This is a genomic window from Blastococcus sp. SYSU D00922 (assembly GCF_054050495.1).
Map to the genome: position 1 here is coordinate 21,318 of NZ_JBJGZL010000016.1, position 25,260 is coordinate 46,577.

The 25,260-nt window shown below is 72.7% G+C and carries 20 protein-coding genes; 10 read left to right on the forward strand and 10 right to left on the reverse strand.

Annotated features, from left to right (window positions below; all coding sequences use genetic code 11):
• The first annotated feature begins 6 nt into the window (after positions 1-6).
• Both ACI78T_RS18400 and ACI78T_RS18405 read left to right on the forward strand, forming a co-directional pair.
• A complete protein-coding gene (locus tag ACI78T_RS18400; protein ID WP_456559573.1) occupies positions 7-2,046 on the forward strand; it encodes a S9 family peptidase in 2,040 nt (679 codons plus the stop codon).
• Between the two features lie 11 nt (positions 2,047-2,057).
• Positions 2,058-3,155, forward strand: a complete 1,098-nt coding sequence (locus ACI78T_RS18405) for a winged helix DNA-binding domain-containing protein (protein ID WP_456559574.1) — start codon at positions 2,058-2,060, stop codon at positions 3,153-3,155.
• Between the two features lie 46 nt (positions 3,156-3,201).
• Here ACI78T_RS18405 and ACI78T_RS18410 read toward each other — a convergent pair whose 3' ends face one another.
• The 10 genes from ACI78T_RS18410 to ACI78T_RS18455 form a co-directional block, all read right to left on the reverse strand.
• Positions 3,202-4,881: a M20/M25/M40 family metallo-hydrolase gene (locus ACI78T_RS18410; RefSeq protein WP_456559575.1), complete on the reverse strand. Its 1,680-nt coding sequence runs from the start codon at positions 4,879-4,881 to the stop codon at positions 3,202-3,204.
• A 309-nt stretch (positions 4,882-5,190) separates the two neighbouring features.
• Positions 5,191-6,837: a GMC family oxidoreductase gene (locus ACI78T_RS18415; protein WP_456559576.1), complete on the reverse strand. Its 1,647-nt coding sequence runs from the start codon at positions 6,835-6,837 to the stop codon at positions 5,191-5,193.
• A gap of 1 nt (position 6,838) precedes the next feature.
• The gene (locus tag ACI78T_RS18420; RefSeq protein ID WP_456559577.1) at positions 6,839-7,489 is read right to left on the reverse strand and encodes a gluconate 2-dehydrogenase subunit 3 family protein; all 651 of its coding nucleotides are present in this window, start codon (positions 7,487-7,489) and stop codon (positions 6,839-6,841) included.
• On the reverse strand, positions 7,486-8,571 hold the full coding sequence (locus tag ACI78T_RS18425) for a Gfo/Idh/MocA family protein (protein ID WP_456559578.1): 1,086 nt from the start codon (positions 8,569-8,571) through the stop codon (positions 7,486-7,488). Before ACI78T_RS18425 ends, ACI78T_RS18420 begins: the two co-directional genes overlap by 4 nt.
• Positions 8,568-9,554: an ABC transporter permease gene (locus ACI78T_RS18430; RefSeq protein WP_456559579.1), complete on the reverse strand. Its 987-nt coding sequence runs from the start codon at positions 9,552-9,554 to the stop codon at positions 8,568-8,570. The genes ACI78T_RS18425 and ACI78T_RS18430 overlap by 4 nt, the downstream gene beginning before the upstream one ends.
• A 3-nt stretch (positions 9,555-9,557) precedes the next feature.
• Positions 9,558-11,105: a sugar ABC transporter ATP-binding protein gene (locus ACI78T_RS18435; RefSeq protein WP_456559580.1), complete on the reverse strand. Its 1,548-nt coding sequence runs from the start codon at positions 11,103-11,105 to the stop codon at positions 9,558-9,560.
• A gap of 39 nt (positions 11,106-11,144) precedes the next feature.
• On the reverse strand, positions 11,145-12,338 hold the full coding sequence (locus ACI78T_RS18440; protein WP_456559581.1) for a substrate-binding domain-containing protein: 1,194 nt from the start codon (positions 12,336-12,338) through the stop codon (positions 11,145-11,147).
• 59 nt (positions 12,339-12,397) lie between these two features.
• Entirely contained in the window at positions 12,398-13,228 is an 831-nt protein-coding gene (locus ACI78T_RS18445; RefSeq protein ID WP_456559582.1) for a sugar phosphate isomerase/epimerase family protein, read from the reverse strand.
• 474 nt (positions 13,229-13,702) lie between these two features.
• A complete protein-coding gene (locus tag ACI78T_RS18450; RefSeq protein ID WP_456559583.1) occupies positions 13,703-14,710 on the reverse strand; it encodes a LacI family DNA-binding transcriptional regulator in 1,008 nt (335 codons plus the stop codon).
• A 270-nt stretch (positions 14,711-14,980) separates the two neighbouring features.
• Positions 14,981-15,667, reverse strand: coding sequence for an MBL fold metallo-hydrolase (locus ACI78T_RS18455; RefSeq protein WP_456559584.1), 687 nt, complete (start codon positions 15,665-15,667; stop codon positions 14,981-14,983).
• A gap of 48 nt (positions 15,668-15,715) precedes the next feature.
• On the opposite strand from ACI78T_RS18455, the gene ACI78T_RS18460 reads away from it, so the two are divergent.
• The 8 genes from ACI78T_RS18460 to ACI78T_RS18495 all read left to right on the forward strand — a co-directional run bounded on the left by ACI78T_RS18460 (position 15,716) and on the right by ACI78T_RS18495 (position 25,195).
• Complete coding sequence (locus tag ACI78T_RS18460) at positions 15,716-17,164, forward strand: amidase (protein ID WP_456559585.1); 1,449 nt, start codon at positions 15,716-15,718, stop codon at positions 17,162-17,164.
• A gap of 129 nt (positions 17,165-17,293) precedes the next feature.
• Positions 17,294-20,185: an excinuclease ABC subunit UvrA gene (gene uvrA, locus ACI78T_RS18465; RefSeq protein WP_456559586.1), complete on the forward strand. Its 2,892-nt coding sequence runs from the start codon at positions 17,294-17,296 to the stop codon at positions 20,183-20,185.
• A 72-nt stretch (positions 20,186-20,257) separates the two neighbouring features.
• The gene (locus ACI78T_RS18470) at positions 20,258-21,184 is read left to right on the forward strand and encodes an alpha/beta fold hydrolase (protein WP_456559587.1); all 927 of its coding nucleotides are present in this window, start codon (positions 20,258-20,260) and stop codon (positions 21,182-21,184) included.
• Between the two features lie 69 nt (positions 21,185-21,253).
• Positions 21,254-22,237, forward strand: a complete 984-nt coding sequence (locus tag ACI78T_RS18475) for a Bug family tripartite tricarboxylate transporter substrate binding protein (RefSeq protein WP_456559588.1) — start codon at positions 21,254-21,256, stop codon at positions 22,235-22,237.
• On the forward strand, positions 22,234-22,794 hold the full coding sequence (locus ACI78T_RS18480) for a tripartite tricarboxylate transporter TctB family protein (protein ID WP_456559589.1): 561 nt from the start codon (positions 22,234-22,236) through the stop codon (positions 22,792-22,794). Before ACI78T_RS18475 ends, ACI78T_RS18480 begins: the two co-directional genes overlap by 4 nt.
• Complete coding sequence (locus ACI78T_RS18485; RefSeq protein ID WP_456559590.1) at positions 22,794-24,377, forward strand: tripartite tricarboxylate transporter permease; 1,584 nt, start codon at positions 22,794-22,796, stop codon at positions 24,375-24,377. Before ACI78T_RS18480 ends, ACI78T_RS18485 begins: the two co-directional genes overlap by 1 nt.
• Positions 24,374-24,787, forward strand: coding sequence for a universal stress protein (locus ACI78T_RS18490; RefSeq protein ID WP_456559591.1), 414 nt, complete (start codon positions 24,374-24,376; stop codon positions 24,785-24,787). Before ACI78T_RS18485 ends, ACI78T_RS18490 begins: the two co-directional genes overlap by 4 nt.
• Before the next feature lie 99 nt (positions 24,788-24,886).
• Complete coding sequence (locus tag ACI78T_RS18495; RefSeq protein WP_456559592.1) at positions 24,887-25,195, forward strand: hypothetical protein; 309 nt, start codon at positions 24,887-24,889, stop codon at positions 25,193-25,195.
• Positions 25,196-25,260 lie beyond the last annotated feature (65 nt).

Consider the following 25,260-nt stretch of genomic DNA (forward strand, 5'->3'; position numbering starts at 1 on the left):
GCGGTCATGCGGCCGACCGACCTCGCGCTCCTGCGCACGCCGGGCGCCCCCACGGTGTCGCCGGACGGCCGGATGGCGGTGGTCGCCGTCACCCGACCCGACCTCGAGTCCGACGAGTACCGCGGCCAGCTCTGGGCCGTGCCCACGGACGGGTCCGCCCCTGCCCGGCCGGTGACGTCGGGGCACCGCGACACCGCCCCGGCCTTCTCCCCGGACGGCCGCTGGCTGGCCTTCCTGAGCGCCGAGCCGGGCGGGCGTCCCCAGATCTGGCTGCTGCCCACTGCGGGGGGCGAGCCGCGCCGGCTCACCGACCACCACCTGGGTGCGGGCGCGCCGGTCTGGTCGCCGGACTCCCGGCGGCTCGCGTACGTCGCCCGGGTGCCGGAGCACGGCCGCTACGGCACGGTCGCCGACGTGGAACCCGGGGCCGAGCCGCCCCGGCTGATCACGACCCTGCAGTACCGGCTGGACGGCGTCGGCTTCCTGGCCGACCGCCGGAGCCAGGTGTTCATGCTCGACCTGCCTGCCGACTTCACCGACGACACGGCCCCGCTGCCGGAGCCGGTCCAGGTGACGGAGGGGGACGCGGACTGCGAGGACGTCACGTGGCGCCCGGACGGCGCGGAGCTGGCCTTCGTCTCGGCGCGCCACCCCCGCGCCGACCGCGACCTCGTCCGGGACGTCTACGCCGTCGCCCCCGACGGCTCGGGGCTGCGCCGGGTCACCGCCTCCCGAGGCGACTGCGCCCTTCCCGCCTGGGCGGGCGACGAGCTGTTCGTCACCGCCGTCCCCGACCTGGGCCCCGAGGGTCTGGATTTCGTCGCCCAGCAGGCGGTGCCGTGCCGGGTGGCCGACGACGGGTCGCTCGTCCCGCTGCTGGACCCGGAGGAGCACCAGCGCGGTGACGAGACGCCGGCGACGGTGGTGACCGACGGAGCCCTCCTCGTCGGGGTCGAGCGCCGCGGGAGCGTGGAGCTCTTGTCCGTGCCGCTCGACGGCAGCGCCCCGACCGCGCTGGTCGACGGGCCGTTCGGCGTGCGCTCCTTCGCCACCGGGGGAGGGGTCGTGGTGGCCGTCGTCGCGCACGACAGGTCCGCGGGCGAGCTGGTCGCCCTGACGTCCGGACGGCGCCGGCTGCTGACCTCGTTCGGCCGGGCGCTGGGTGAGACCGGCCGGGTGCACCGCATGCGGGAGCGGACGGCGACGGCGCCCGACGGGCACCCGGTGCACGGCTGGGTGACCACCCCGCCGGGGCCCGGGCCGCACCCCGTTCTGCTCACCGTGCACGGTGGCCCGTTCACGCAGTACGGCTGGACGCTGTTCGACGAGACCCAGACCTACGTCTCCGCCGGGTACGCCGTCGTCCAGTGCAACCCGCGCGGCTCGTCCGGCTACGGGGCCGCGCACGGCCGGGCCATCGAGGGCGCGTGGGGCGGGGTGGACGTCGACGACGTGCTCGCGTTCCTGGACGCCGCGCTCGAGGACCCGGCGCTCGACGAGGAGCGGGTGGGCGTCATGGGCGGGTCGTACGGCGGCTACCTCACCGCGCTGCTCATCGGCCGCACGAGCCGGTTCGCCGCGGCCGTCGTGGAGCGCGCCTTCACCGACCCGGTCAGCTTCGTCGGGTCGTCGGACGTCGGCTGGTACCTCCCGGACCGCTACCTGGGCACCGACCCGGAGCGCATCGCCGCCCAGAGCGCCCTGGCGTCCGCGCACCGGATCACGACACCGACCCTGGTGATCCACTCCGAGGAGGACTGGCGCACGCCCCTCGAGCAGGGCGCGCGGCTCTACGTCGAGCTCAAGCGGCGGGACGTGCCGTCCGAGCTGCTGCTCTTCCCCGGAGAGGGGCACGAGCTCAGCCGGTCGGGTCGGCCTCGGCACCGCCTGGCGCGGTTCGATCACATCCTCCGCTGGTGGGCCCGCTGGCTGCCGACGGCGCAGAACCCCGGCGACGCGCAGGAGGTCGGGCCGGCCGAGGCGGCGGCGGCGAACGGGCACCGGCCCGCCCAGCCGCTCGCGGTGCGCGCCGGCCGGGTCGGCTGAGGACCGCGCGGATGCCCGACGTCCTGGGCCGCCGGGCGCTCGGGCGGGCCACGCTGGCCCGGCAGCTGCTGCTGGAGCGGGTGGACCGGCCGGTCGCCGGGGCGCTGGAGCACCTGGTCGGCCTGCAGGCGCAGGTCCCGCGGGTGCCGCACCTGGCGCTCTGGGACCGGCTGCGGGGATACGACACCGCCGAGCTCGACGCCCTGATGACCGGGCGGGACGTGGTGCGCACGCAGCTGATGCGGACCACCATCCACACGGTCACGGCCGCGGATGCGCTGGTGCTCCGGCCGCTGCTGCAGCCGGTGCTCGACCGCACGGTCTCCAGCACCGCCTGGGGCCAGCGGCTCCGGGGTCAGGACGTCGCGGCGGTGGTCGCCGAGGCGGCGGAGCTGCTCGCGGGAACGCCCATGGGGCGTGCGCAGCTCCAGCGTGAGCTGGCCCGGCGGCACCCGGGTGTCGACGCCGAGGCCGTCGCCTTCTGCGTCTCCTACTGGGTGCCGTGGGTGCAGCCCCCGCCGCGCGGGCTGTGGGACGGGACGGGCGCGGCGGTGATGACGACGGTCGACGCGTGGCTGGCCGGGCGTCCGGCCACGGCGGGCTCGCTGGACGACCTGGTCCGGCGGTACCTCGGGGCGTTCGGGCCGGCCACCGTGCGCGACGTCCAGGCCTGGTGCGGCCTGACGAAGCTGCGGGAGGTCGTGGACCGCCTGGGGGACGAGCTCCGGCGGTTCCGCGGGGAGGACGGCGCCGAGCTGTTCGACGTCCCGGACGGCGAACTGCCCGACCCGGACACCCCGGCGCCGGTCCGCTTCCTCGCCGAGTACGACAACGTCGTCCTGTCGCACGCGGACCGCTCCCGCGTCGTCGCCGACGCCGACCACGTGCTGCTCCAGGGCGGGCCCCGCGGCTGGGTGGGGACGGTGCTGGTGGACGGGCTGCTCCGCGCCACCTGGGCGGCCCGCCGCGAGGGCGGGGCGACGGTGCTCACCGTCCGGCAGTCGGAGCCGCTGACGCCCGCGGAGCGGGACGACGTCCTGGCGGAGGGGGAGGGGTTGCTGTCCTTCCTGGCCCCGGGCCGGGAGCACGACGTCCGGTTCGGGGAGTGACGTGGTCGGGACCGGCCCGCAGGGCCGGCCCCGACCACATCAGGTGCTACGCGGTCTCGAGCTCGTGCGAGTGCCCGCCGCCGCCCGCTTCCTCGGTGGCGAAGGTGCCCTGCGGGCCCGCCGGAGCCGGCAGCACGAACGGCTTGCCGGGGACCTTCTTGCCCGGGACGCCGTTCACCGACTCCGTCGAGTAGGCGAACGTCTGCATCGCGAACGCGATCAGGTCGCTGTTGACCTCCAACGCGTGCTCGTTCAGGTTGTCGATGTCGTCGCAGGCCAGGTGGTAGCACTGGTCGAACGACTCACCGGCGACGCCGCCCCAGATCTCCTGCTGCTCCGCGGTCTTCAGCACCTCCGCGCCGGTGAACAGACCGCTCGACGGGATGCCCGCGAGGATGAACGCCTCGTAGTCGCTGCGACCGGAGAACTCGGTGTCGTCGTAGGGCTCCTCGATCATCGTGTAGTACGACTCGTAGACGTCCTCGATGGCGGTCGAGCCGGGCGGGACGGGCACCGGCGCCTCGAACGTCGACTCGTCGGCGTCGTAGACCATCTGGATGTAGTTCGGCGAGCCGACCATGTCGTAGTTCATGTAGAGCGCGATGCGGTCGCGCTCGGCCTCCGACAGCCCCTCGACGTAGTCGGCGGAGCCCACCAGGCCCTGCTCCTCAGCCGCCCACCAGCCGAAGCGGAGGGTGTTCTCCGGCTTCGTGTTGGCCAGCATCAGGGCGGTCTCCAGGATTGCGGCGGACCCGGAGCCGTTGTCGTTGATGCCTGGGCCCTCGATGACGCTGTCCAGGTGCGCGCCGGCCATGACCACGTTGTCGGTGTTCTTGCCCGGCAGCTCGGCGATGACGTTGTAGTCGGTGCGCGTCTCGGCGGGGTCGACGTTCACGTACGCCGTCGAGCCCGGCTCGGCGAGTGCGAGGCCGTCCTCGAAGCTCGCCCCGACGACGGGAATGCCGTGGGTGACCGGTCCGGGCGCCCCCGGGATCGGCTCGTCCACGCTCGTCGCGTCCGCGACGACGAGCTCCTCGCGCTCCGGCGTGTTGCCCTGGTTGAAGACGATCACGGCCTCGGCGCCCGCCTGCTCGGCGTAGAAGGCCTTCGTCCCGAAGAAGCAGGTACCGCGCTGGACGAGTGCGATGTCACTGTCACCGGACCAGTCGAACGGAGCGAAGTCCTCCGGCTCGCAGCCGCTCGTCGAGACGGCGTCGTCGCCCTTCTCGAGGTTGATGTCGATCGGGAACACGTTGCCCTCGACCTCGCCCGACCCGCTGCCGGTGAAGACGCCCGTCTCGTACTCGGCCTGGGTGGGAGCGAGCTGGCGCAGGGTCGCGGGGAAGTTGAACGTGACCTCGACGGGGTCGAGCGTCACGACGTAGCCGGCGTCCTCGAGCAGGCCGGCCACGTAGTCGACGCTGTCGGCGTAGCCGTCGGTCCCCGCGGCGCGCGTGCCGGGGTAGACGGGGTCGGTGCTCTTCGTCGCGATGTCCTGGAAGGCCCGGAGGTGCTCCATGACGCCCTCGAGCGTCACGCACTCCAGCAACTTGTCGTAGCTGTTGTTGCTCCGGTGCTCGCAGGCGTTCCCGCCGCCGTGCCCACCGCCGGGCTTGCCGCCGCCGGGTGCGGCGGCCGCCGTGGCGGGCAGGCCTACGGCGAGCAGCAGCGCGCCCGTGGTCACGGCCAGCGCGCGGCGCCCCGGCCTCGTTCGCAGTTCGTGCATCCCGTTCCCCTTCGTCTCGCCCGGCGCGGTCGCCGGTGCTGGGCGGTCCCCGATTCCGGTGACGATGGCCGGACGGGGACCACCCGACAACGCGAGGAGTGAGGGATCGGTTACGGGGAAACGGGGTACCAGCGGAAGTTGCTCTCGCAACCACCGCGCCAGCCCGGGCAAACTTCCTGTGACTGCACGTCACCAAGCGGCGACGCACCGATGTGTCGAATGTGACTGTGCGTCAATCACTTGGGCCGTTCGAGTCACCATCCGCGGGCGCGCCACTCGCCCACACGGGGCTGGAGCGGGCTCGCGCCATCAGCCTCGGCTCGCGGCGTCCCGTCCCGCTGCGATGCGCTCAGCCACGCGCCAGGCATTGGCCATGATCGTCAGCGTCGGGTTCGCGCCGGTACCGGTCGGGAACGGGCCGCCGTCGACGACGAACAGATTGCTGACGGTGTGCGCCCGGCAGTCGCGGTCGAGCACCGAGGTCTCCGGGTCGTCGCCCATGCGTGTGGTCCCGTGCTGGTGGGAGCAGTTGCCGGTGACCCGGTCCGGGTAGACCTTCTGCACACTGGTCGCGCCGGCCGCCTCGAGGATCTCCGCGCTGCGGTCGATGAGGAACCGTCCCATCGCGAGGTCGTTCTCGTGGGGGGTGAGCGTGATGCGCGCGACGGGCAGTCCCCAGTCGTCGACGACGGTGTCGTCGAGGTCGACGCGGTTGTCGTGCTGGGGCAGGTCGTGCAGCACCATCGACGCCGCCATGGAGTGGTTGAAGAACTCCCGGTCGACGCGCTTCGCCTCCGCCCCCCAGGCCGGACGGTCCGGCAGGGACCAGTTGATCGGCAGGGGGATGCCGACCCCGGACGTCGCCATGTGACCGCCGCCCGCGAACCCGCGGCTGTCGTCGTGGGCGTAGAACTCGAAGGAGCTCGCGCTGACGTAGCCGCCGCCCGCCCACGCGTAGATCGGGTCGTCGAAGGTGCCCACGGCGGAGCTGAACTCGTGGAAGGTGACGTTGCGGCCGACGAGGTCGTTCTCGTTGGCGAGGCCGCGAGGGTGCCGGGCCGAGGTGGACAGCAGCATCAGCCGCGCGGTCTCCACCGCGCCGCAGGCCAGGATGACGACGTCGGCCTCCTGTTCGTGGAGCCGGCCCTCGGCGTCCTCGTAGACCGCGCCCTTGGCTCTGCCGCGCTCGTCGACCGTGATCTCCCGGACATAGCTGTCCGGGCGCAGGTCGTACCGCCCGGTCGCGACCGCGTGCGGCACGAAGACGTTGAGGGCGCTCGACCGGGTGCCGGTCGGGTCGCCGTGCTGCTGCGCGAATGCGCTGATCACCGTCGCGGGCCGGCCGTCGAAGGGCTGGGAGAGGGCGGCCTGCGGGGTCGGGAACGAGTTCCAGCCCAGGGCCGACGCACCGGCGTGGTACTTCTCCGCGTACCGCGACATGGGCATCGGCGGGCACGGATAGCCCTTGGACCGGAAAGACTCGTAGCGGTTGGCACCGGCCTTGCCGGAGACACCGAAGGCCCATTCGACAGCGGTGTAGTACGGCTCGAGCTCGGCGTAGGAGATCGGCCAGTCGGCCAGGGAGGCGCCGGGGACGTCCCCCACGACGCTGTGGAAGCGGAAGTCCTCCTCGGTGAAGCGGGGCAGCCAGCCCTGCCAGTGCACGGTGCCGCCGCCGACCATCTGGGGCACGGGGCAGAACAGCTCGGTGGTGGCCGGCTGGTCGACGCCGGTGCGGTGCGTCCGGGGGTTCAGCAGCGGGTCCGGCCAGAGGTCGTACCGGTTGATGCTGGCGAGCTCGTCACCGCCGAACGTCTCCTTGGTGCGCCACGGCCCCTTCTCGAGCGCCACGACTCGCAGCCCCCGCTCGGTGAGCACTTTGGCGGCCGTCGCGCCCGAGGCGCCGGCGCCGATGATGAGGACGTCCGTGCGATCGCGGCCGGTGGTCGTGGTCATGTCAGTCCTCCGTCCCGGGGTGCACCGGGTTCTCGGCGAAGTAGTCGATCGTCGTGTAGCGGCCCTGGTGCACCTCGGCGAGGCTGGCCGGCCCCGGGAAGCCGATGACCTGCCAGCCGATGTGGTCGCGGTTGCCGCCGTACACCGGATCGGCGTAGAAGCCCTGGCGGGTGTGCAGGGCGAGGAGCGGGACGAACCCGAGGTCGAGCTCGGCGTTGGTCTGCTGCAGGGCGGTCTCGACCGGGGCGCCGTACAGGGTCACCCGGCTGCGGGCGAGATCGGCTTCCTGCGCGTGACCCTCGGGACGCTCGAGCTCCCGGAGGACGTCGTCCTGGGCGTCGGCGTCGAGGTCGACGAAATCTGCCCCGTGCTTGCGCGCTGCGGCGTCCAGCGCCCGGACGCCGGCGACGTACCGCTCCCGGATCAGCTCCAGGCGGTGCGTCCAGGCGGCGAGCCGTCGCCCGGTCAGGGCCTCGAAGCCGCTGCCGTCCGGGCGCGCGTAGACGTACCCGGGACCGGACAGGTACCGGTCGAGGAAGTCGATCGTCCCTGCCTCGGCAGCGCCGGGCGCGTCGTCCGTGGGGATCATCCGGGCCATCGCGGCGGCGATGGTGGCTCGCTGGTGCCCGTCGAAGAACGTGTCGCCGGTCATGCGGGCACTCCCACCCAGGTCCGGGCGTGCGACGAGCGCAGCACCGCGTCGGTGATCCGAGCGGCGCGTGCGCCGTCGGCGAAGGTCGGCAGGCCGGGTACGTGCTCCCCGCGGACCGAGCGGACGACGTCGAGGACGAACGCGTCGAAGCTGTCCTGGTAGCCCTGCGGGTGCCCGGCCGGGACGACGGCGTAGCCCGCGGCTGCCGGGTCGAGGGCGGCGGGATCCCGCAGCACCGTGCGGTTGCCGTCCACGCCGCCGATCCACAGCTCCTCGGGCTGCTCCTGGTTGAACGCCACGGACGCGACCGTTCCGTCGAACGAGAAGGCCAGCCGGTTCTTGCGGCCCGGCGAGGCCTGGGACACGACGAGGGAGCCGGTGGCCCCCTGATCGGTCTCGAACACCACCGAGGCGCCGTCCTCCGTGGACACCGGCTGGCCGGCCCGCTCCGGGTGCAGGACCGCTGTCCGTGCCGACAGCGCCGTGATGCGGTGCCCGGTGACGAACTCCATGAGGTCGCACCAGTGGATGCCGACGTCGCCGAACGCGCGGGACTGCCCGCCCCGTGCGGCGTCCACTCGCCAGTTCGTCCCGCCGGGAGCGGCGAGCCAGTCCTGCAGGTAGGAACCGTGCAGCATCCACAACGTGCCGGCGTCGCCGCGGGCCACCATCGCGCGGGCGTGCCGGACGGTGGGGTAGAAGCGGTAGACGAACGGGACGGCGGCGACCACGTCCGCCGCGGTGGCGAGCTCCGCGAGCGTGGCCGCCTCGGCCGGGTCGGTCGCGAGCGGCTTCTCGCAGACGACGTGCTTGCCGGCCTCGAGCGCCAGGCGCGCGAGGGTCCCGTGGGTGTCGTTCGGCGTGCAGATGTGCACGACGTCGACCTCCGGCGAGGTCACGACCTCCGCCGCGTGACCCGCCGCCGACTCGGCGCCGAGGGATGAGCGGGCGGCCTGTCCCCGTTCCGGGGTGCTGCCGGCCACCACGGAGACGACCGACCCCGCCCGCCGCACCGCGCGGGCGTGCACGGTCGCCATGAACCCCGTGCCGACGATCCCGTGCCGCAGCGGCGCGTCGCTCACTTCCGCCTCGCCAGCGCGACGGCGAGGATGATGATCACGCCTCGGACGACCTGCTGCTGGCTGGTGTCCAGCCCGGCGAGCACCAGCCCGTTGTTGATGAGTCCGATGAGCAGGGCGCCCACCAGGGTCCCGACGACCGACCCCGCGCCTCCGAACAGGCTGGTACCACCGAGGATCACCGCGGCGATCGCCGAGAGCTCGTCGCCGGTGCCCCACTGGAAGCGCCCCGACTCCAGCCGACCGGCGTAGAGCATGCCCGCCAGAGCGGCCAGCACGGACGAGATGAGCAGGACCTGGAACTTGATCCGGCGGGTGTTGATCCCGGTGAAGTCCGCGGCCGTGCGATTGCCGCCGGTGGCGAGGACCTGGCGCCCGAAGCGGGTCTTCGCCAGACCCACGGCACCGATGACGACGACGATGGCCATCCAGACGAGCAGGCCGGGGACCGGCCCGAAGTTGCCGCCACCGAAGACGAGGTTGTACGTCGCGTCGAGGATCGGCTGGGGCGCGGAATCGGTGATCCACTGCGCGACCCCGACAGCGATGCCGAGCATGCCGAGCGTGACCAGGAAGGACGGGATGTTGAGCATGCTCACCAACGCGCCGTTGATCGACCCCACCACGATGCCGACCAGGAGGCCGCCGGCGATGCCGGCCACGACGCCGTAGTTCGAGATCGCCATCGCGGTGATCACGCTGGCCAGGCCGGCGGTCGATCCCACGGACAGATCGATCTCGGCGCAGGCGATGACGTACGTCATGCCGACGGCGATGATCGCGATGATCGCCGACTGCCGGACGATGTTGAGCAGGTTGTTCGGGGTGAGGAAGCCGTTGTCGCCGAGGGTCACCGCGAAGACGATGAAGACCAGGACGAAGCCGATGTAGATGATGTACCGGCGCCAGTCCAGCCCGGAGAGGAAGGCGGTGCGGCTCGCGCTGCGGCTCCCCACGTCGGCCGGTGGGGACGTCGTCGTCGCCATGGGTCAGGCTCCTTGCACGGATAGTTGGAGGAACTGCTCGTCGGGGATGTCGGCCCGCGCGAGGACGCGGTGCACCGCGCCGTTGCGCAGCACGACGACGCGATCGCTCACGGCGAGCAGCTCGGGGTACTCGGAAGAGATGACGAGGACGCCCATGCCCTCGTCGGCGAGACCGCGGATCGTGTCCAGGATCTCGGTCTTGGTGCCGATGTCGACCCCGGCCGTCGGCTCGTCCATGACCAGGACCGCGGGGTCGGTTCCCAGCCACTTGGCGATGACGACCTTCTGCTGGTTGCCGCCCGAGAGCCGGCGCACGGCCCTGGCGTCGTCGGCCACCTTGACGCGGAACCGCTGGATGAGATCCCGGGCGACCCTTCGCGCTGCGCGGTCGTCGACGAGCGGCCCCCACCGGAACCGTCGCAGCAGCGGCAGCAGGAGGTTGTCCCGGACCGAGTGGTCGAGGACGAGTCCCTGGGCCCGCCGGTCCTCCGGGATCATGGCGATCCCGGCGGCGATGGCCTGCCGGGGACTGGTGAGGCGTACGGCGCGGCCGTGGACGAGCACCTCGCCGGTGGTGATGGGGTCGATGCCGAACAGCGCTCGGGCCAGCTCCGTCCGCCCACTGCCCATCAGCCCGGCGAGCCCGACGATCTCCCCGGGGGCGATGGAGAAGGAGACGTCCTGGACCCACGGGCCTGCAGTCACGCCGCGCAGCTCGAGCACCGGGGCGACGTCGGCCCCGCCGCCCGCGGGCTCCCCCTGAGCGGTGCGTTGCTTGTACGCCATCTCTCCTTCCATCTGCTGGCCGACGATCCCCTCCACCACCTGCGCCGGGGTGAGGTCGCTCAGCCGCTCGGTGAGCAGGCGACGGCCGTCGCGCAGGATGGTGATGCGGTCGGCGATCCTGAAGACCTCGTCCATCCGGTGCGAGATGTAGATGACCGACATCCCCCGCGCCTTGAGCCGTCCGACGAGCTCGAAGAGGTTGTCGGCCTCGTGCTTGGCCAGGCTGGCGGTGGGCTCGTCCATGATGAGGACGCGGGCGTTCTGAGCGAGCGCCTTGGCGATCTCCGTGAGCTGCCAGTACGCCGTGCCGAGCCGGCCGACCGTGGCGGTCGGGTCGACGTCGACCTCCATCTGGGCGAAGACGGCCCGCGCCAGGGCGACGGCCTGCTTGTCCCGGATGAGGCCGGAGGCGAGTGGCTCGACACCGAGGAAGATGTTCTGCGCCACCGTCAGGGTGGGGACGAGGCTGAACTCCTGGAACACCATGCCGATGCCCACGGCCCGCGCGTCGTGGGTGCTGGTCAGCTCGACCGCGCGTCCGTCCACCTCGATCTCGCCGGCGTCCTTGCTGTAGACGCCCTGCAGGATCTTCATCAGCGTCGACTTGCCGGCCCCGTTCCCCCCGGCGAGGGCATGGATCTCGCCTCGCCGCACCTCGAAGTCGACGTCGGTCAGGACGCGGACTCCGTCGAAGGACTTGGTGACCCCGTGCATCCGTACCGCAGGTGCTCCGGCGGCCGTGCCGCCGTCACTGCCTGGGCTCATGTCGCTCCTTCTCGTCGGGGCCGGCGTCGGTCGGGGTGGTCAGTCGACGTACGAGTCGGCGAGGTCCGCGGGCGCGTCCTCTCCGTAGACCGTCTTCCACGCCTCCAGGACGTTCTCGTGCGAGACGCCGAGCGAGGGCAGGGCCACGTAGGCCGGGGTCTGCTCGCCCAGCAACGCCAGGGCGGCCAGCCGGGCCTCGGTGACACCCTGCTGGTAGGGCCGCTGGGCGCCGAGCCCGACGACGTTCTTGTTCTGGGCCATCGAGATGGCCACGTTCAGCCCGAGGTCCTGGGTCGCGACCTTGAGGTCGTCGCGTCCAGCGGCCCGCGCCGCTGCCAGCACGCCCTCCGCGGGGACGTCCCACACCGCCCACAGACCGTCGAGGTCCGGGTGCTGGCTCAGCATCGCGTTGGCCGCCGTCTGCGCGTCACCGGCGAAGTCCGGACCGGCGATGCCCTGCTCCTCGACGATCTCGATGTCGGGGTATTCCTGCTCGATGGTCTGCTTGAAGCCGTCGTACCGCTGCTGCGTCACGAAGAAGTCGGCCTCGTGGAAGATCAGGCCGAGGGTGCCCTGACCGCCGAGCGACCGGGCCATCAGGTGCGCCGAGATGACGCCGTTGCCGAAGTTGTCCGCCGAGACCGTCGAGACGTAGTCCTCTCCGGCGACGAAACCCTCCGGGACGTTGTCCATGAACACGAGCTTCGTGCCGGCCTCGACCGCCGCCCGATAGGCGCCTGCGGTCGCCACCGGGTCGGTGGGCAGCGAGACGATGACGTCGGGCTGCTGGGTGAGCGCGTTCTCGATGTCGGACACCTGCTGAGCCGGGTCGAAGTCGGCGTCCGTGACGGAGAGGACCTCGATGCCGAGGCGCCCGAACTCGTCCCGGAGACCCTCGATCTGCGAGGTGGACCAGTCGTCTCCCGCGTAGTGCATGACGACGGCCGCGCTCGCTCCGAGGGCCTTGACCTGCTCGACCTGCTCGTCCGTGAGCTCCGCCGCGTCCGCGGACTCGGGCTCCTCACCGTTCGGTCCGGTGCTGAGGACCTGCGACTCCACCTCGGCGAGCGCCGCGTCGACCTGCTCGAGGAAGGCCTCGTCGACCTCGCCCTCGGGGTCGGAGGCGCCCCCACCTGCGGCGGTGCAGGCCGTGAGGGCGAAGCAGAACGCGGCGGGCACCGCGAGCAGCCGGACGCCGAAGCCGCGGCGGCCCGGCAGGACTGACCTGGACATGGAGAGACCTTTCGAGAGGGTTTCGGACGAGGGCTGGATCGAACGCAGGAGGCGGTGCGTCAGGACGGGCCGCCGACGAGCAGGCGGCGCAGGTGGTCGAGGCTCACCGCGGCGGCATCCCGGGGGGCGCCCTCGGTGGAGTCGAGCTCGACGACGAGCCAGCTGTCGTAGCCGGCCTCCACGACGGCACGGAGGATGTCGTCGAAGTCCAGGTCGCCCTGCCCCAGCGGGAGAAAGGTGCGGGTGGCGAGGTCGATGTCCTTCAGGTGGACGTGCTTCAGGCGCTCGGGATAGCGGCGGATCAGCGCGGCCGGGTCCCCGCCGCCGGCGGCGAGGTGAGCGGTGTCCGGGCAGAAGCCGATGCGGGTGCGGGTCATGAGCCGGTCGAGCTCGTCCGGGGACTCCACGATGGTCGACAGGTGGGGGTGGTAGCTGGCGTCGAGCCCGTGCTCGGCCGCGAGGTCGACCACCGCGTCGAGTGCCGCACCGAGCCGGTCGTAGTCCTCTTCAGGGGTGCCCGTGGCCCGGCGCGCACCGCCGCCGACGACGAGGCGCGAGGCCCCGAACCGACGTGCCAGCTCGCACGCCCTGCGCAGGCGCGCCATCTCGTCGGGCAGCACGTCGGCGTACACGAAGTTGGCACCCGAGTAGACGCTGACCAGCTCCACGCCCGTTGCGGCGAGCGTGTCGAGGAAGGGCAGCGGGTCGTCGGCGATCGCGGCGAGATTGCCGTCGAACACCTCGGTCCCCTCGTAGCCGAGGGCCCCTATGGCCTGTACCGCCTCGATGATCGAGCCGTGGGACCGGTAGTAGAGGTCCTTGATGCTGGTCACTCCGGTGGGGTCCCCGACGACCCCACCCCAGGTGATCGTGTGGTGAGCGATCCGCATCGTTGCGTCCTTCCACGTGGTGCGCTGCACGACTGCTCAGTCGTGATGTCGAGTGGCTCGTCGTCGCCCTCCGCGGCTGCGGGGTCTCCGGCGACGACGTCCGGCCAGGCAGGGAGTGATGTCGAGCGGCTCGACGGGCTCCCGAACGCCCGTCGTTGCCGTGGATCCCGCGGCCCCGCGTCCTCGGCAGGGGTCGAGACAGGTTCGACGTGCACCGGTACGGCCGGCTGGTGCACCAGCCGGGCGAGAGCCGGCCGGTTCGTGGGCAGAGAGCGGGGACGGCTGCTTGTGCCGCCTCGCCTCGACCTCATGTGGTCGCCCGCTTGTGGCGCGCGTCTCAGGAAGTGTGAACGTTCGCCCTATGTCGCGTCAAGGGTTGGGCGAACGTTCGCCTCAGGATCGCCAGGAGGCCGACAGCGGGCCCTCGGCTGCGCCGCGTGCCCGCCCGCTGAGCTGCTCGGAGCGTTCCCGTGCTCAGCGGTGCGCGGTCGATCCGCGCACGATGAGTTGGGGGATGGCGGGCGTCGTGTCGACGTCGTCGCCGGCGATCAGACCGAGCAGGATCTCCATGCAGCGCGCGCCGACGGTCTGGAACGACTGACGGACCGTGGTCAGCGGCGGATGCACCTGCGGCGCGAACTCGTTGTCGTCGAATCCGACCACCGAGATGTCTCCAGGGACCGAAACGCCGGCCTCGTACAGCGCGCGCAGGAAACCGAGGGCCATGAGGTCCGACGCGATGAAGATCGACGTCGGGAGGCCCTCGGCAACCATCTCCTGCCCGATCCGGTATGCGCTCTCCCCGGACCAGTCGCCGTAACGGATGGGGCCGGGCCGGAGCCTGTGGGCCTCGAGCTCGGCCTGCCAGCCACGCAGCCGGACCTGACCGTCGAGCCACTCCTGGCTGCCGGCCAGGTGGGCGATCTCCCGGTGGCCCAGGCGGGCGAGGTGACGGACGGCCAGGCGGGCTCCGAGCTCCTGGTCCTCGAAGAAGACGGTGATCCCGGCGTGACTGGCCTCGCCCGGGGACAGCATCACCACGGGGAGGTCCGCGGACGTCTCCTGGGCGACGTGCGCCATCGGCACGCGCGGAGCGATGACGACGATCCCCTCCACGCCGCGCTCGGTGAACTTGCCCAACGTGTCGGTCAACAGCTCCGGGTTCGGGTTGCTCATCGTCGCCACCAGCGCCGAGTAGCCCGCCTCCCGGGCCGCCGACTCCACGGCGGCGAGCGTGCTCACCGGCCCGAACCGCGGCGAGGCGTCCGCGATCACGCCGATCGTGCGCGACCGGCTGGTCAAGAGCGCACGGGCGGCGTCGTTGCGCCGGTAGCCAAGTTCGGCGATCACCGCCAGGACGCGGTCCCGGGTGGCGACGGAGACCCGCGGCCCGTTGTTGATGACGCGGGAGACGGTCTGGTGGGAGACCCCTGCCTCCCGGGCGACATCCTTCAGCGACGGTGGCCTGACCCTGGACCTCACGCTGCTCCTCTGGCCGCTCGACTGGCGAGGCGAGACTCGGGCAAGGATATCGGTACAGGTCAGCGCCGCTTCGCGGTCCAGCGCATCCGCGGTGGGCGGTCGTGAGGGAGTGCCCGGGAGTGGCGTGGATCAGGCCCGGGTGATCGTCGGGCACCGACGTGGTGGGCCACCCCGTCAGGCGTCGCGAGAACCCGCCGACTCGCAGACGCGGACGCACGTGGTGGACGCGTCACGGCCTCACGGTGATTCCCGTCGACGGCCTCGACGCCCTCACCAACCGCGTTCGCGCCACTCACGGAGGTGGGGGCGCTCGGCGCCGAGGGTCGTGTCCTTTCCGTGGCCGGGGTAGACCCACGTCTCGTCCGGGAGGACGTCGAACAGACGGCGCTCGACGTCCTCGATGAGGCTGGCGAAGCGCTCCGGGTCCTTCTGCGTGTTGCCGACCCCGCCGGGGAAGAGGCTGTCGCCGGTGAAGACGTGGACGCCCGCGTCGTCCGGGCCTCGCCAGACGAGGGCGATGCTGCCGGGGGTGTGCCCGCGCAGGTGGACGACCTCGAGCACCTGGTCGCCGACATTCACCGTGTCCCCGTGCTCCACGGTGCGCTGCACGGGGACCGGCAGGTCCGCCGCATCGGCCGTCCCCGCGACGGTGACAGCTCCGGTCGCCTCGGCGACCTCGGGCAGCGCCCGGTGGTGGTCCCAGTGGCCGTGGGTGGTGACGACGGTGCGCACGCCCCCGTCCCCGATGAGCGCCAGGAGCGCCTGGGGATCGGCGGCGGCGTCGATCAGCAGCCCCTCGCCGGTGGCCGTCGACCGCAGCAGGTACGCGTTGTTCGCCATCTCGCTCACCGCGAGCTTCGTGATGGTGAGCCCGGGCAGCTCGCGCACGTCGGCGGGGCCGCCCACCTCGACGTCGCCGGTGTAGGCCCGGTCGCCGGACGGGGGAGAGGCGGTCATCGAGGACTCCGATCGGAAAGTGTCGGCGGACGCCGTTACGGTCCAGGCATGGACGCTAGCGGAGCTCTCGACAGTGCCCGGCCCGCTCCGAGCGCGGCCGCCACGGTGGGCCTGCCGGCCACCGAGATCGCGCGGCTGGTGCGCTCGGGCGAGGTGACGGCGGTCGACGTCGTCCGCGCCCACCTCGACCACATCGACACCGTGGATGCCCGGGTCGGTGCCTTCCGCGTCGTCCGGCGCGAGGCCGCGCTCGCCGAGGCGCACGCCATCGACACGGCGCTCACCCGCTTCGCGCTCCCGCTCGCCGGCGTCCCGATCGCGGTGAAGGACAACGTGGACGTCGCGGGCGAGGTCTGCACCGACGGCTCGCCGGCCTGCCCGGAGCGGACGGCGGACCGGGACCACCCGGTGGTCGCCCGGCTCCGCAAGGCGGGGGCGATCGTCGTCGGCATCACGCGCGCCCCCGAGCTGTGCCTCTACGCCGCGACCGACGGCCCCGGCGCGGTCAGCCGCAACCCCTGGGACACGGCGCGCTCGCCGGCCGGCAGCTCCGGGGGCAGCGCCGCGGCGGTGGCCTCCGGCTCGGTCCCCCTGGCGCACGGCAACGACGGCATGGGGTCCCTGCGCCTCCCGGCCGCCGCCTGCGGCCTGGTCACCCTCAAGCCCGGCACCGGTGTCGTGCCCGCCGAGATCGGCGCGGACAGCTGGTCGGGCATGGCGGTGAACGGCGCCCTGGCGACCACGGTGTCCGACCTCGCGGTGGCCCACGCCGTGCTGGCGGGGGAGGAGCCGGGCGAGCCCGAGGCTCCCGGCCGGCCGCTGCGCATCGCGCTGTCCACCCGCTCCCCGGTCCCGGGTGTGCGTGCCGACGCGGCCACCCGCGCGGCGGTCGAGGCGGTGGTCGAGCGCCTCAGGGCGGCCGGCCACACGGTGGTGCGCCGCGAGCCCCCGATCACCCTCGGTGCGGCCGCCGGGGCGCTGACCCGGTGGATGGTCGGCGCGGAGGACGACGCGGAGCACCTGGGGATCGACCGGCGCGCGCTCCAGCCGCGCAGCCGCACGCACGCCCGCATCGGTCGCCTCGTCCGGCGGGCGGGCCTGGTCCGCCCGCGGACGGCCGAGCGGTTCCGGGAGCGGATGGTGGCGTTCTTCGGCGACGTCGACGTTCTGCTCAGCCCGGTCACGACGGGTCCGCCGCTGCCCGCGCGGCCCTGGCACGAGCGCGGGTTCCTGGCCAACATCGCGGCCAACGCCCGCTGGGCACCGTGGACCGCCGCCTGGAACCTCGCCGGCCTGCCGGCCGCCGTGCTCCCCGCCGGCAGCCGGCCCGACGGGCTGCCGGTGGCGGTCCAGTTCGTCGGCCCCCCGGGTGCCGAATCGCGGCTACTCTGGCTGGCCGGAGAGCTGGAACGCCTGCAGCCCTGGCGGCGCTACGCCCCCGTCTTCGATCCCACCGCGCCACCGTCCGCGCCGCCCGCCCGGGCGTCCGCGGGGTAGGACGGCGCGCCGTCGCGCGAGCGTGACGGGAGCGACACGGGGGCACGCCGAGCGGGGGGAACAGCTCCCTGACCGGGGGCCTTGCTCCCGGTGATGATGCATCTGGCCACAGCGACTGACAGGGATCACATGGACCGGCTCGTCGTCCGCGGCGCCCGTGAGCACAACCTCAAGGACGTCCACCTCGACCTGCCCCGCGACGCGCTGATCGTCTTCACGGGGCTCTCCGGCTCGGGCAAGTCCAGCCTCGCCTTCGACACCATCTTCGCCGAGGGCCAGCGCCGGTACGTCGAGTCGCTGTCGGCCTATGCCCGCCAGTTCCTCGGGCAGATGGACAAGCCCGACGTCGACTTCATCGAGGGCCTGTCCCCGGCGGTGTCGATCGACCAGAAGTCGACCAACCGCAACCCGCGGTCGACCGTCGGCACCATCACCGAGGTCTACGACTACCTCCGGCTGCTCTACGCCCGCGCCGGTCAGCCGCACTGCCCGAACTGCGGCAAGCCGATCTCCCGGCAGACGCCGCAGCAGATCGTCGACCAGGTGCTCGCCATGGAGGAGGGCACCCGCTTCCAGGTGCTCGCCCCGGTCGTCCGCGCGCGCAAGGGCGAGTACGTCGACCTGTTCAGCTCCCTGCAGACGCAGGGCTTCTCCCGGGTCCGCGTGGACGGCGTCATCCACTCGCTGACCGAGCCGCCCAAGCTCAAGAAGCAGGAGAAGCACACGATCGAGGTGATCGTCGACCGCCTCACCGTCAAGGAGAGCGCGAAGCGCCGGCTCACCGACTCGGTCGAGACCGCGCTGGGCCTGGCCGGCGGTCTCGTCGTCCTCGACTTCGTCGACCTCGCGGAGGACGACCCGGAGCGCGAGCGCACGTTCTCCGAGCACCTGGCGTGCGTGGACGACGGCCTGTCGTTCGAGGCCCTCGAGCCCCGCTCCTTCTCGTTCAACTCGCCCTTCGGCGCCTGCCCCGAGTGCACCGGCATCGGCACCCGCAAGGAGGTCGACCCCGAGCTCGTCGTCCCCGACCCGGAGAAGAGCCTCGCCCAGGGTGCGATCGCACCGTGGTCGACGTCGATGAGCAACGAGTACTTCACCCGGCTGCTCACCGGTCTGTCGCAGCAGCTCGGCTTCTCGATGGACGACCCGTGGGAGCGGCTGCCCGCCAAGGCGCAGAAGGCGATCCTGCACGGCTCGCCCGACCAGGTGCACGTCCGCTACAAGAACCGCTACGGCCGCGAGCGCAGCTACTACGCCGCCTTCGAGGGCGTGCTGCCCTTCCTCGAGCGCCGGCACGAGGACACCGACAGCGACTACATGCGGGACAAGTACGAGGGCTACATGCGGGACGTGCCCTGTCCCGTCTGCCACGGCACCCGCCTGAAGCCGGAGATCCTGGCGGTCAAGCTGAACAGCCGCTCGATCGCCGAGGTCACCAACCTGTCGATCGGCGAGGCGTCGGACTGGCTGAACTCCCTGGAGCTGGGCGAGCGCGAGCGGGCGATCGCCGACCGGGTGCTCAAGGAGATCCAGGCGCGGCTGTCCTTCCTGGTCGACGTCGGGCTGGACTACCTGTCCCTGGACCGGCCGGCGGCCACCCTCGCCGGGGGTGAGGCGCAGCGCATCCGGCTGGCCACCCAGATCGGGTCCGGCCTGGTCGGCGTCCTCTACGTCCTCGACGAGCCGTCGATCGGCCTGCACCAGCGAGACAACACCCGCCTGATCGAGACGCTCGTGCGGCTGCGCGACATGGGCAACACGCTCATCGTCGTCGAGCACGACGAGGACACGATGAAGGTCGCCGACTGGATCGTCGACATCGGTCCGGGCGCCGGCGAGCACGGCGGCGAGATCGTCGTCAGCGGATCGCTCGAGGACCTCAAGGCGAACGAGCGGTCGCTGACCGGCGCCTACCTGTCCGGGCGCCGTTCGATCGAGGTGCCGGAGAAGCGGCGCGAGCCGACCCCGGGCCGCGAGCTCGTCGTCAAGGGCGCCCGGGAGCACAACCTCAAGGGCGTCGACGTGACGTTCCCGCTCGGGTGCCTGGTGGCCGTGACCGGCGTGTCCGGATCGGGCAAGTCCAGCCTGGTCAACGACATCCTCTACACGACGCTGGCCAACCAGCTGAACCGCGCGCGGATGGTGCCCGGCCGGCACCGGACCATCACCGGCCTGGAGCACCTGGACAAGGTCGTGCACGTCGACCAGTCGCCGATCGGCCGCACCCCGCGGTCCAACCCGGCGACGTACACCGGCGTCTGGGACCACGTCCGCAAGCTGTTCGCCAGCACCTCCGAGGCGAAGATCCGCGGGTACCAGCCGGGCCGCTTCTCGTTCAACGTCAAGGGTGGCCGCTGCGAGGCGTGCTCCGGTGACGGGACCCTGAAGATCGAGATGAACTTCCTGCCCGACGTCTACGTCCCGTGCGAGGTGTGCAAGGGCGCCCGGTTCAACCGGGAGACCCTCGAGGTGCACTACAAGGGCAAGACGGTCGCCGAGGTCCTCGACATGCCGATCGAGGAGGCGGCGGACTTCTTCGCCGCCATCCCGGCGATCGCCCGCTACCTGCGCACGCTCACGGAGGTCGGTCTGGGCTACGTACGGCTCGGGCAGCCCGCCACCACGCTGTCCGGTGGTGAGGCGCAGCGCGTGAAGCTGGCCAGCGAGCTGCAGAAGCGGTCCAACGGCCGGAGCATCTACGTCCTGGACGAGCCGACCACGGGTCTGCACTTCGAGGACATCCGCAAGCTCCTGCTCGTCCTGCAGGGCCTGGTCGACAAGGGCAACTCGGTCATCGTCATCGAGCACAACCTCGACGTGATCAAGAGCGCCGACTGGCTGATCGACATGGGTCCCGAGGGCGGGTTCCGCGGCGGCACGGTCGTCGCGGAGGGGCCGCCGGAGTTCCTGGCCACGGTCCCCGAGAGCCACACGGGCCGGTACCTGGTCCCCATGCTCGACCCGGACGCCGTCGCGGCGGCCGCCGCCCCGAAGAAGCGGGCGCGCAGGAAGGCGAGCTGAGGCCAGCGGCTTGACCGCGCACGGCCCGACCGGTAGTCCGGGGTGCACACCGGCTGCCGGGAGGGGCGTGCGATGAGCTTCAGGTCCGACGACGGCGTGCTGCAGGGGCCCGACGGGTCCCGGGTGCGTTACCGCCACTGGCAGCCGGGCGGCGAGGTCCGGGGCACCGTGCAGGTCGTGCACGGTGCCTCGGAGCACTCCGGCCGCTACAGCCGTCTGGCCGGCGCGCTCACAGACCGCGGCATCGCCGTGTACGCCATGGACCTGCGCGGCCACGGCCGCACGGCGGAGAGCACCGGCATCGGGCGGTTCGGAGGGCTCGGGGTCGACGCGGTCCTCGGCGACGTCGAGGCGCTGCACCTGGTGATGGACGAGCGCCACCCTGGGGTGCCGCGCGTGCTGCTCGGGCACTCGATGGGCTCGATCATCGCGCTGGCCGCCGCCGAGCGGAACGGCGCCGACCTCGCCGGGCTGGCGCTCTCGGGGCCGATCGGTGTCGCCCCGCACCTGGTCGACAGCGTCACGGCGCTCGAGGAGGCCGTCGCCGCCGGCGCGGGGGACCACGCCCTCGACGCGCTCGGCGCCTTCAACGAGTCCTTCGAGCCGGCCCGCACGCGCTACGACTGGCTCTCCCGAGACCCGGCGGAGGTCGACGCCTACATCGCCGATCCGCTCAGCGGTGACGAGATGCCGCTGACCGTCGCCTACGCGGCCGGGGTCTTCGCGCTCGCCGTCCGGGCCGCCACCCCCGAGGCGGTCGCGGCCCTGCCGGACGGGCTCCCCGTGCTCCTGCAGTCAGGGCAGCTGGACCCGGTCGGCGGCACGGACGCCGTCCAGGTGACCGCCCTCGCGCAGCTGTTCACCGAACGCGGCCTGCCGGTCGAGCAGCACGTGTACCCGCAGGCCCGCCACGAGGTCTTCAACGAGACCAACCGCGACGAGGTCGTCGCCGACCTCCTCGCCTGGCTGGACCCGAGGCTGGGGGCGCCGGTCGCCTGACCTGCCGGGTCGCGCGTCCGATCCCGCAGGAGGAACGTGGAGCGCGCCACCGACCGGCGGAGGTGAGACGTGGGGATCACCCGGCGCTCGTTCCTGGCCGGTGCCGTCGTCGCGCCCGTGCTCGGGGGGCTGTCGGGGTGCGCGGGCACGGTCGTCCAACCCGGCGACCTCTCGCGCCTGCGGGTCATGGCCCCCGCCAGCCCCGGGGGCGGCTGGGACACCACGGCCCGCGTCCTGCAGCGGGTCATCCAGACCAGCGGGCTGGCGCGCAACGTCCAGGTGTTCAACGTCGAGGGCGCCGGCGGCGTCATCGGCCTGGGCCAGCTGGCCCGGGAGGACGACGACGCGCTGCTGATGATGATGGGGCTGGTCATGGTCGGCGCCGTCGACACCAACGACTCGGCGACCCGGCTCACCGACGTGACGCCGATCGCCCGGCTGATCGGCGAGACGGAGCTGATCGTCGCTGCCGCTGACGCGCCGTTCGACGACATCGAGGGCTTCGTCGAGGTATGGGCCGCGGACCCGGCCGGGACCCCCATCGCCGGAGGGTCGGCCGGTGGGACCGACCAGATCCTCGCCGGCCTGCTCGCCCAGGCCGCCGGCATCGACCCCGCCCAGGTCAACTACATCCCGTACTCGGGTGGCGGAGAGTCGCTCTCGGCCCTGCTGGGCGGCCAGGTGCTCGCCGGCATCTCCGGCACCGCCGACTACGGACCGCAGGTGCAGTCCGGCGACCTCGTCGGGCTCGCGGTGTCCACGGCCGAGCGTTCGGACCAGGTGCCCGACGTGCCGACGCTCGTCGAGTCGGGGTTCGACGTCGAGGTGGACAACTGGCGCGGCGTCATGGCCCGGCCGGGCATGAGCCGCTCGGCCCGCGAGGACCTCATCCAGCTGGTCGTGGACGCACACGACTCCGACGAGTGGCAGGAGGAGCTGGAGAACCGGGGGTGGGAGGACCTCCTGCTCACCGGCGACGACTACCGCGACTTCCTCGCGGAGGAGGAGATCCGCGTGCGGGAGATCCTGACCCAGATCGGGCTGATCCAGTGAGCACCGCAGCGGGCAGCGTGCCCGCGCCGGAGCCGACGCAGGACGGGGCCCCGCAGCCACCTGCCGGGCGCAACACCGGCGAGCTCGTCATGGCCGTCCTGCTCGGCCTGCTGGGGCTCTACCTCGTCCTCGACGCCGCGAGCATCGCCGTGCCGGACTCGACGAACACGATCGGGCCCCGGTTCTTCCCCTACCTCGTCGGCGGGCTCGTCGTCGCCACGGCCCTCGCGCTGGGGATCCGCGTCTACCGCGGCGATCGGGTGGCCGGGGACGAGAGCGAGGACGTCGACCTCGACGCACCGACGTCGTGGCGGTCGCTCGGCATCGTCGCGGTGGCGTTCCTGGCCCACGCGATGCTGATCAACGTCATCGGCTGGCCCCTGGCCGTGACCCTCATGTTCGGCGTCGTGGCGTGGGCGCTGGGGGCCCGCGGGATCGTCCGGCCGCTGCTCGCCGGCGGCATCACGTCGGTGATCGTGTGGATCGTGTTCGTGAAGGCGCTGAACGTGGCGCTCCCCGGCGGGGTGCTGCTCGAGCTCGCGACGAGCTGGTTCTGATGGGGTTCAGCGACCTCCTGGGCGGGTTCGCCGAGGCCCTGACCCCGCTCAACCTGCTGTTCGCCCTGATCGGCGTGGTCCTCGGGACGGCGGTCGGCGTGCTCCCGGGCATCGGGCCGGCGATGACCGTCGCGCTCCTCCTGCCGGCCACCTACGTCCTCGAGCCCACCAGCGCGCTGATCATGTTCGCCGGCATCTACTACGGCGGGATGTACGGCGGCTCGACCACGTCGATCCTGCTCAACACCCCTGGCGAGTCGAGCTCGATCATGACCGCGCTGGAGGGCAATCAGATGGCCAAGGCGGGCCGGGGCGCCGCCGCGCTGGCCACCGCGGCCATCGGCTCGTTCGTGGCCGGCACCATCGCGACGTTGCTGCTCGCCCTCGTCGCCCCGACGATCGTCGATCTCGCGGTCGGCATCACCGCCGCGGACTACTTCGCGCTCGCCGTCCTCGCCTTCGTCGCGGTCGCGACCATCCTGGGCGCCTCCCCGCTGCGGGGTCTGGCCGCCCTCGGTGTCGGCCTGTACCTGGGGCTGGTCGGCACGGACGTCCTCACGGGGCAGGAACGCTTCACCCTCGGCGTCCCGCAGCTGTCCGACGGCATCGACGTCGTCGTCGTGGCCGTCGCCCTCTTCGCCGTCGGGGAGGCGCTGTACGTCGCCTCCCGGCTGCGCCGGGGGCCGGTCCAGGTGATGCCCGTGTCGGGTCCCACCCTCACGCGGCAGGACTTCCGCCGCTCGTGGAAGCCCTGGTTGCGCGGGACCGCCCTCGGCTTCCCGTTCGGGGCCATGCCGGCCGGCGGCGCGGAGATCCCGACGTTCCTCTCCTACGCGGCCGAGCGGCGGCTCACCAAGCACCCCGAGGAGTTCGGGAAGGGGGCGATCGAGGGCGTCGCAGGGCCCGAGGCCGCCAACAACGCCGCCGCGGCGGGCGTCCTCGTCCCGCTGCTCACCCTCGGCATCCCGACGTCGGCCACCGCGGCCATCCTGCTGACCGCCTTCCAGGGCTACGGCATCCAACCCGGCCCGACGCTCCTCACGACCGAGTCGACGCTGGTCTGGACGCTGATCGCGTCGCTGCTCATCGGCAACCTCATGCTGCTGGTGCTCAACCTGCCGCTGGCCGGGGTCTGGGTGAAGGTCCTGCGCATCCCGCGGCCCTACCTCTACGCCGGCATCCTGCTGTTCGCCTCGCTCGGGTGCTACGCGGTGAACGCCGACCCGTTCGACCTGGTGCTGCTCCTCGTGGTCGGCCTCCTCGGGTTCTTCATGCGGCGCTACGGCTGGCCGGTCGCCCCGGCGGTGGTCGGCCTCATCCTCGGACCGATCGCGGAGACGAACCTCCGCCGCGCCCTGGCGATCAGCAGCGGCGACCTGTCGGTGCTGGTCGACACCTGGTTCAGCCGCATCGTGCTGTTCCTGGCGCTGGCGGCCCTGATCGGCCCGATCGTGCTCCGCCTCGTGCGGGGGCGGCGCTCGACACCCGAGGAGGTCCAGCGGGACGGCCGGCTGGAGCACAAGGGACCCGTGGTCGCAGCCCGCCACGACAGCGGTGACGTCAGCGGAGGGGAGGGGCCGTGAGCGCACCGGCCGTCGTCGTCGGGTTCGTCCCCGGGCCGCGCGGGCAGGCGGCGCTGCTGCACGGCATCGAGGAGTGCCGACGACGGGGTGCGCGCCTCGTCGTCGTCAACAGCTCGCGGGGCGACGCCCTCGTGGACGAGCGGTACGTCCAGGGCGACGCGCTGCGCCGGCTGCAGGACGAGCTCGACGTCGCCGGCGTGCCTGCCGAGCTGCGCCAACCCGCGCGTGGCCGGGACGTCGCCGAGGAGCTCGCCGCGGCCGTCGAGGAGACCGGCGCGGAGCTCGTGGTCATCGGGCTCCGCCGTCGGAGCGCCGTCGGCAAGCTGCTGATGGGCAGCGCCGCCCAGCGGATCCTGCTCGACGTCGAGTGCCCCGTCCTCGCCGTGAAGGGTCCACCCGCGCAGGGGTGACCTCGGGGCCGCCCCTTGGCAGCTGCGCCGCCCGGACCTATGGTCCGTGTGACGGACGTCACCCTGGGTCGCCGGACGGTGGCCGCGAGGAGGCAGTGGATGACCGCGCTCACGCCCGGCTGCGACCCGGACATGTCCACCACCGGGGCGCCGTACGGCTCCGTCCCCGCCCGCCCGCGCCTGCTGTCGGGGGCGGTCCTGCTGGGCTTCGTGGTGCTGGCCGTGCTGCTCGTGGGTGCCGGTGCCCCGGGCCTCCTGACGGTCCCCGTGCTGGTCGTCGCCGCCCCGTGCGCCCTCGCCCTCGTCGCGCGGGCCGTCCGGCTCGCGCAGCGCGCTGGATCGACCGCGGCGGCCTCCGTGGCGCGAGCGCTGCACCCGTCCCGGCCGGCCGCGGGCGCGACGCCCTGAGCCGGACCGCCCGTCCGATGTGACGCCAGGGGCGGACGGGTACGGGGCTCGGCGGCGTGTCGGTC

Excerpts from the sequence above, each read along its gene's own strand:
- ACI78T_RS18400 (WP_456559573.1), top strand. The coding sequence starts at position 7 with ATGCGGCCGACCGACCTCGCGCTCCTGCGCACGCCGGGCGCCCCCACG.
- ACI78T_RS18405 (WP_456559574.1), top strand. The coding sequence starts at position 2,058 with ATGCCCGACGTCCTGGGCCGCCGGGCGCTCGGGCGGGCCACGCTGGCC.
- ACI78T_RS18410 (WP_456559575.1), bottom strand. The coding sequence starts at position 4,881 with ATGCACGAACTGCGAACGAGGCCGGGGCGCCGCGCGCTGGCCGTGACC.
- ACI78T_RS18415 (WP_456559576.1), bottom strand. The coding sequence starts at position 6,837 with ATGACCACGACCACCGGCCGCGATCGCACGGACGTCCTCATCATCGGC.
- ACI78T_RS18420 (WP_456559577.1), bottom strand. The coding sequence starts at position 7,489 with ATGACCGGCGACACGTTCTTCGACGGGCACCAGCGAGCCACCATCGCC.
- ACI78T_RS18430 (WP_456559579.1), bottom strand. The coding sequence starts at position 9,554 with ATGGCGACGACGACGTCCCCACCGGCCGACGTGGGGAGCCGCAGCGCG.
- ACI78T_RS18435 (WP_456559580.1), bottom strand. The coding sequence starts at position 11,105 with ATGAGCCCAGGCAGTGACGGCGGCACGGCCGCCGGAGCACCTGCGGTA.
- ACI78T_RS18440 (WP_456559581.1), bottom strand. The coding sequence starts at position 12,338 with ATGTCCAGGTCAGTCCTGCCGGGCCGCCGCGGCTTCGGCGTCCGGCTG.
- ACI78T_RS18445 (WP_456559582.1), bottom strand. The coding sequence starts at position 13,228 with ATGCGGATCGCTCACCACACGATCACCTGGGGTGGGGTCGTCGGGGAC.
- ACI78T_RS18455 (WP_456559584.1), bottom strand. The coding sequence starts at position 15,667 with ATGACCGCCTCTCCCCCGTCCGGCGACCGGGCCTACACCGGCGACGTC.
- ACI78T_RS18460 (WP_456559585.1), top strand. The coding sequence starts at position 15,716 with ATGGACGCTAGCGGAGCTCTCGACAGTGCCCGGCCCGCTCCGAGCGCG.
- uvrA (WP_456559586.1), top strand. The coding sequence starts at position 17,294 with ATGGACCGGCTCGTCGTCCGCGGCGCCCGTGAGCACAACCTCAAGGAC.
- ACI78T_RS18470 (WP_456559587.1), top strand. The coding sequence starts at position 20,258 with ATGAGCTTCAGGTCCGACGACGGCGTGCTGCAGGGGCCCGACGGGTCC.
- ACI78T_RS18485 (WP_456559590.1), top strand. The coding sequence starts at position 22,794 with ATGGGGTTCAGCGACCTCCTGGGCGGGTTCGCCGAGGCCCTGACCCCG.
- ACI78T_RS18495 (WP_456559592.1), top strand. The coding sequence starts at position 24,887 with ATGACCGCGCTCACGCCCGGCTGCGACCCGGACATGTCCACCACCGGG.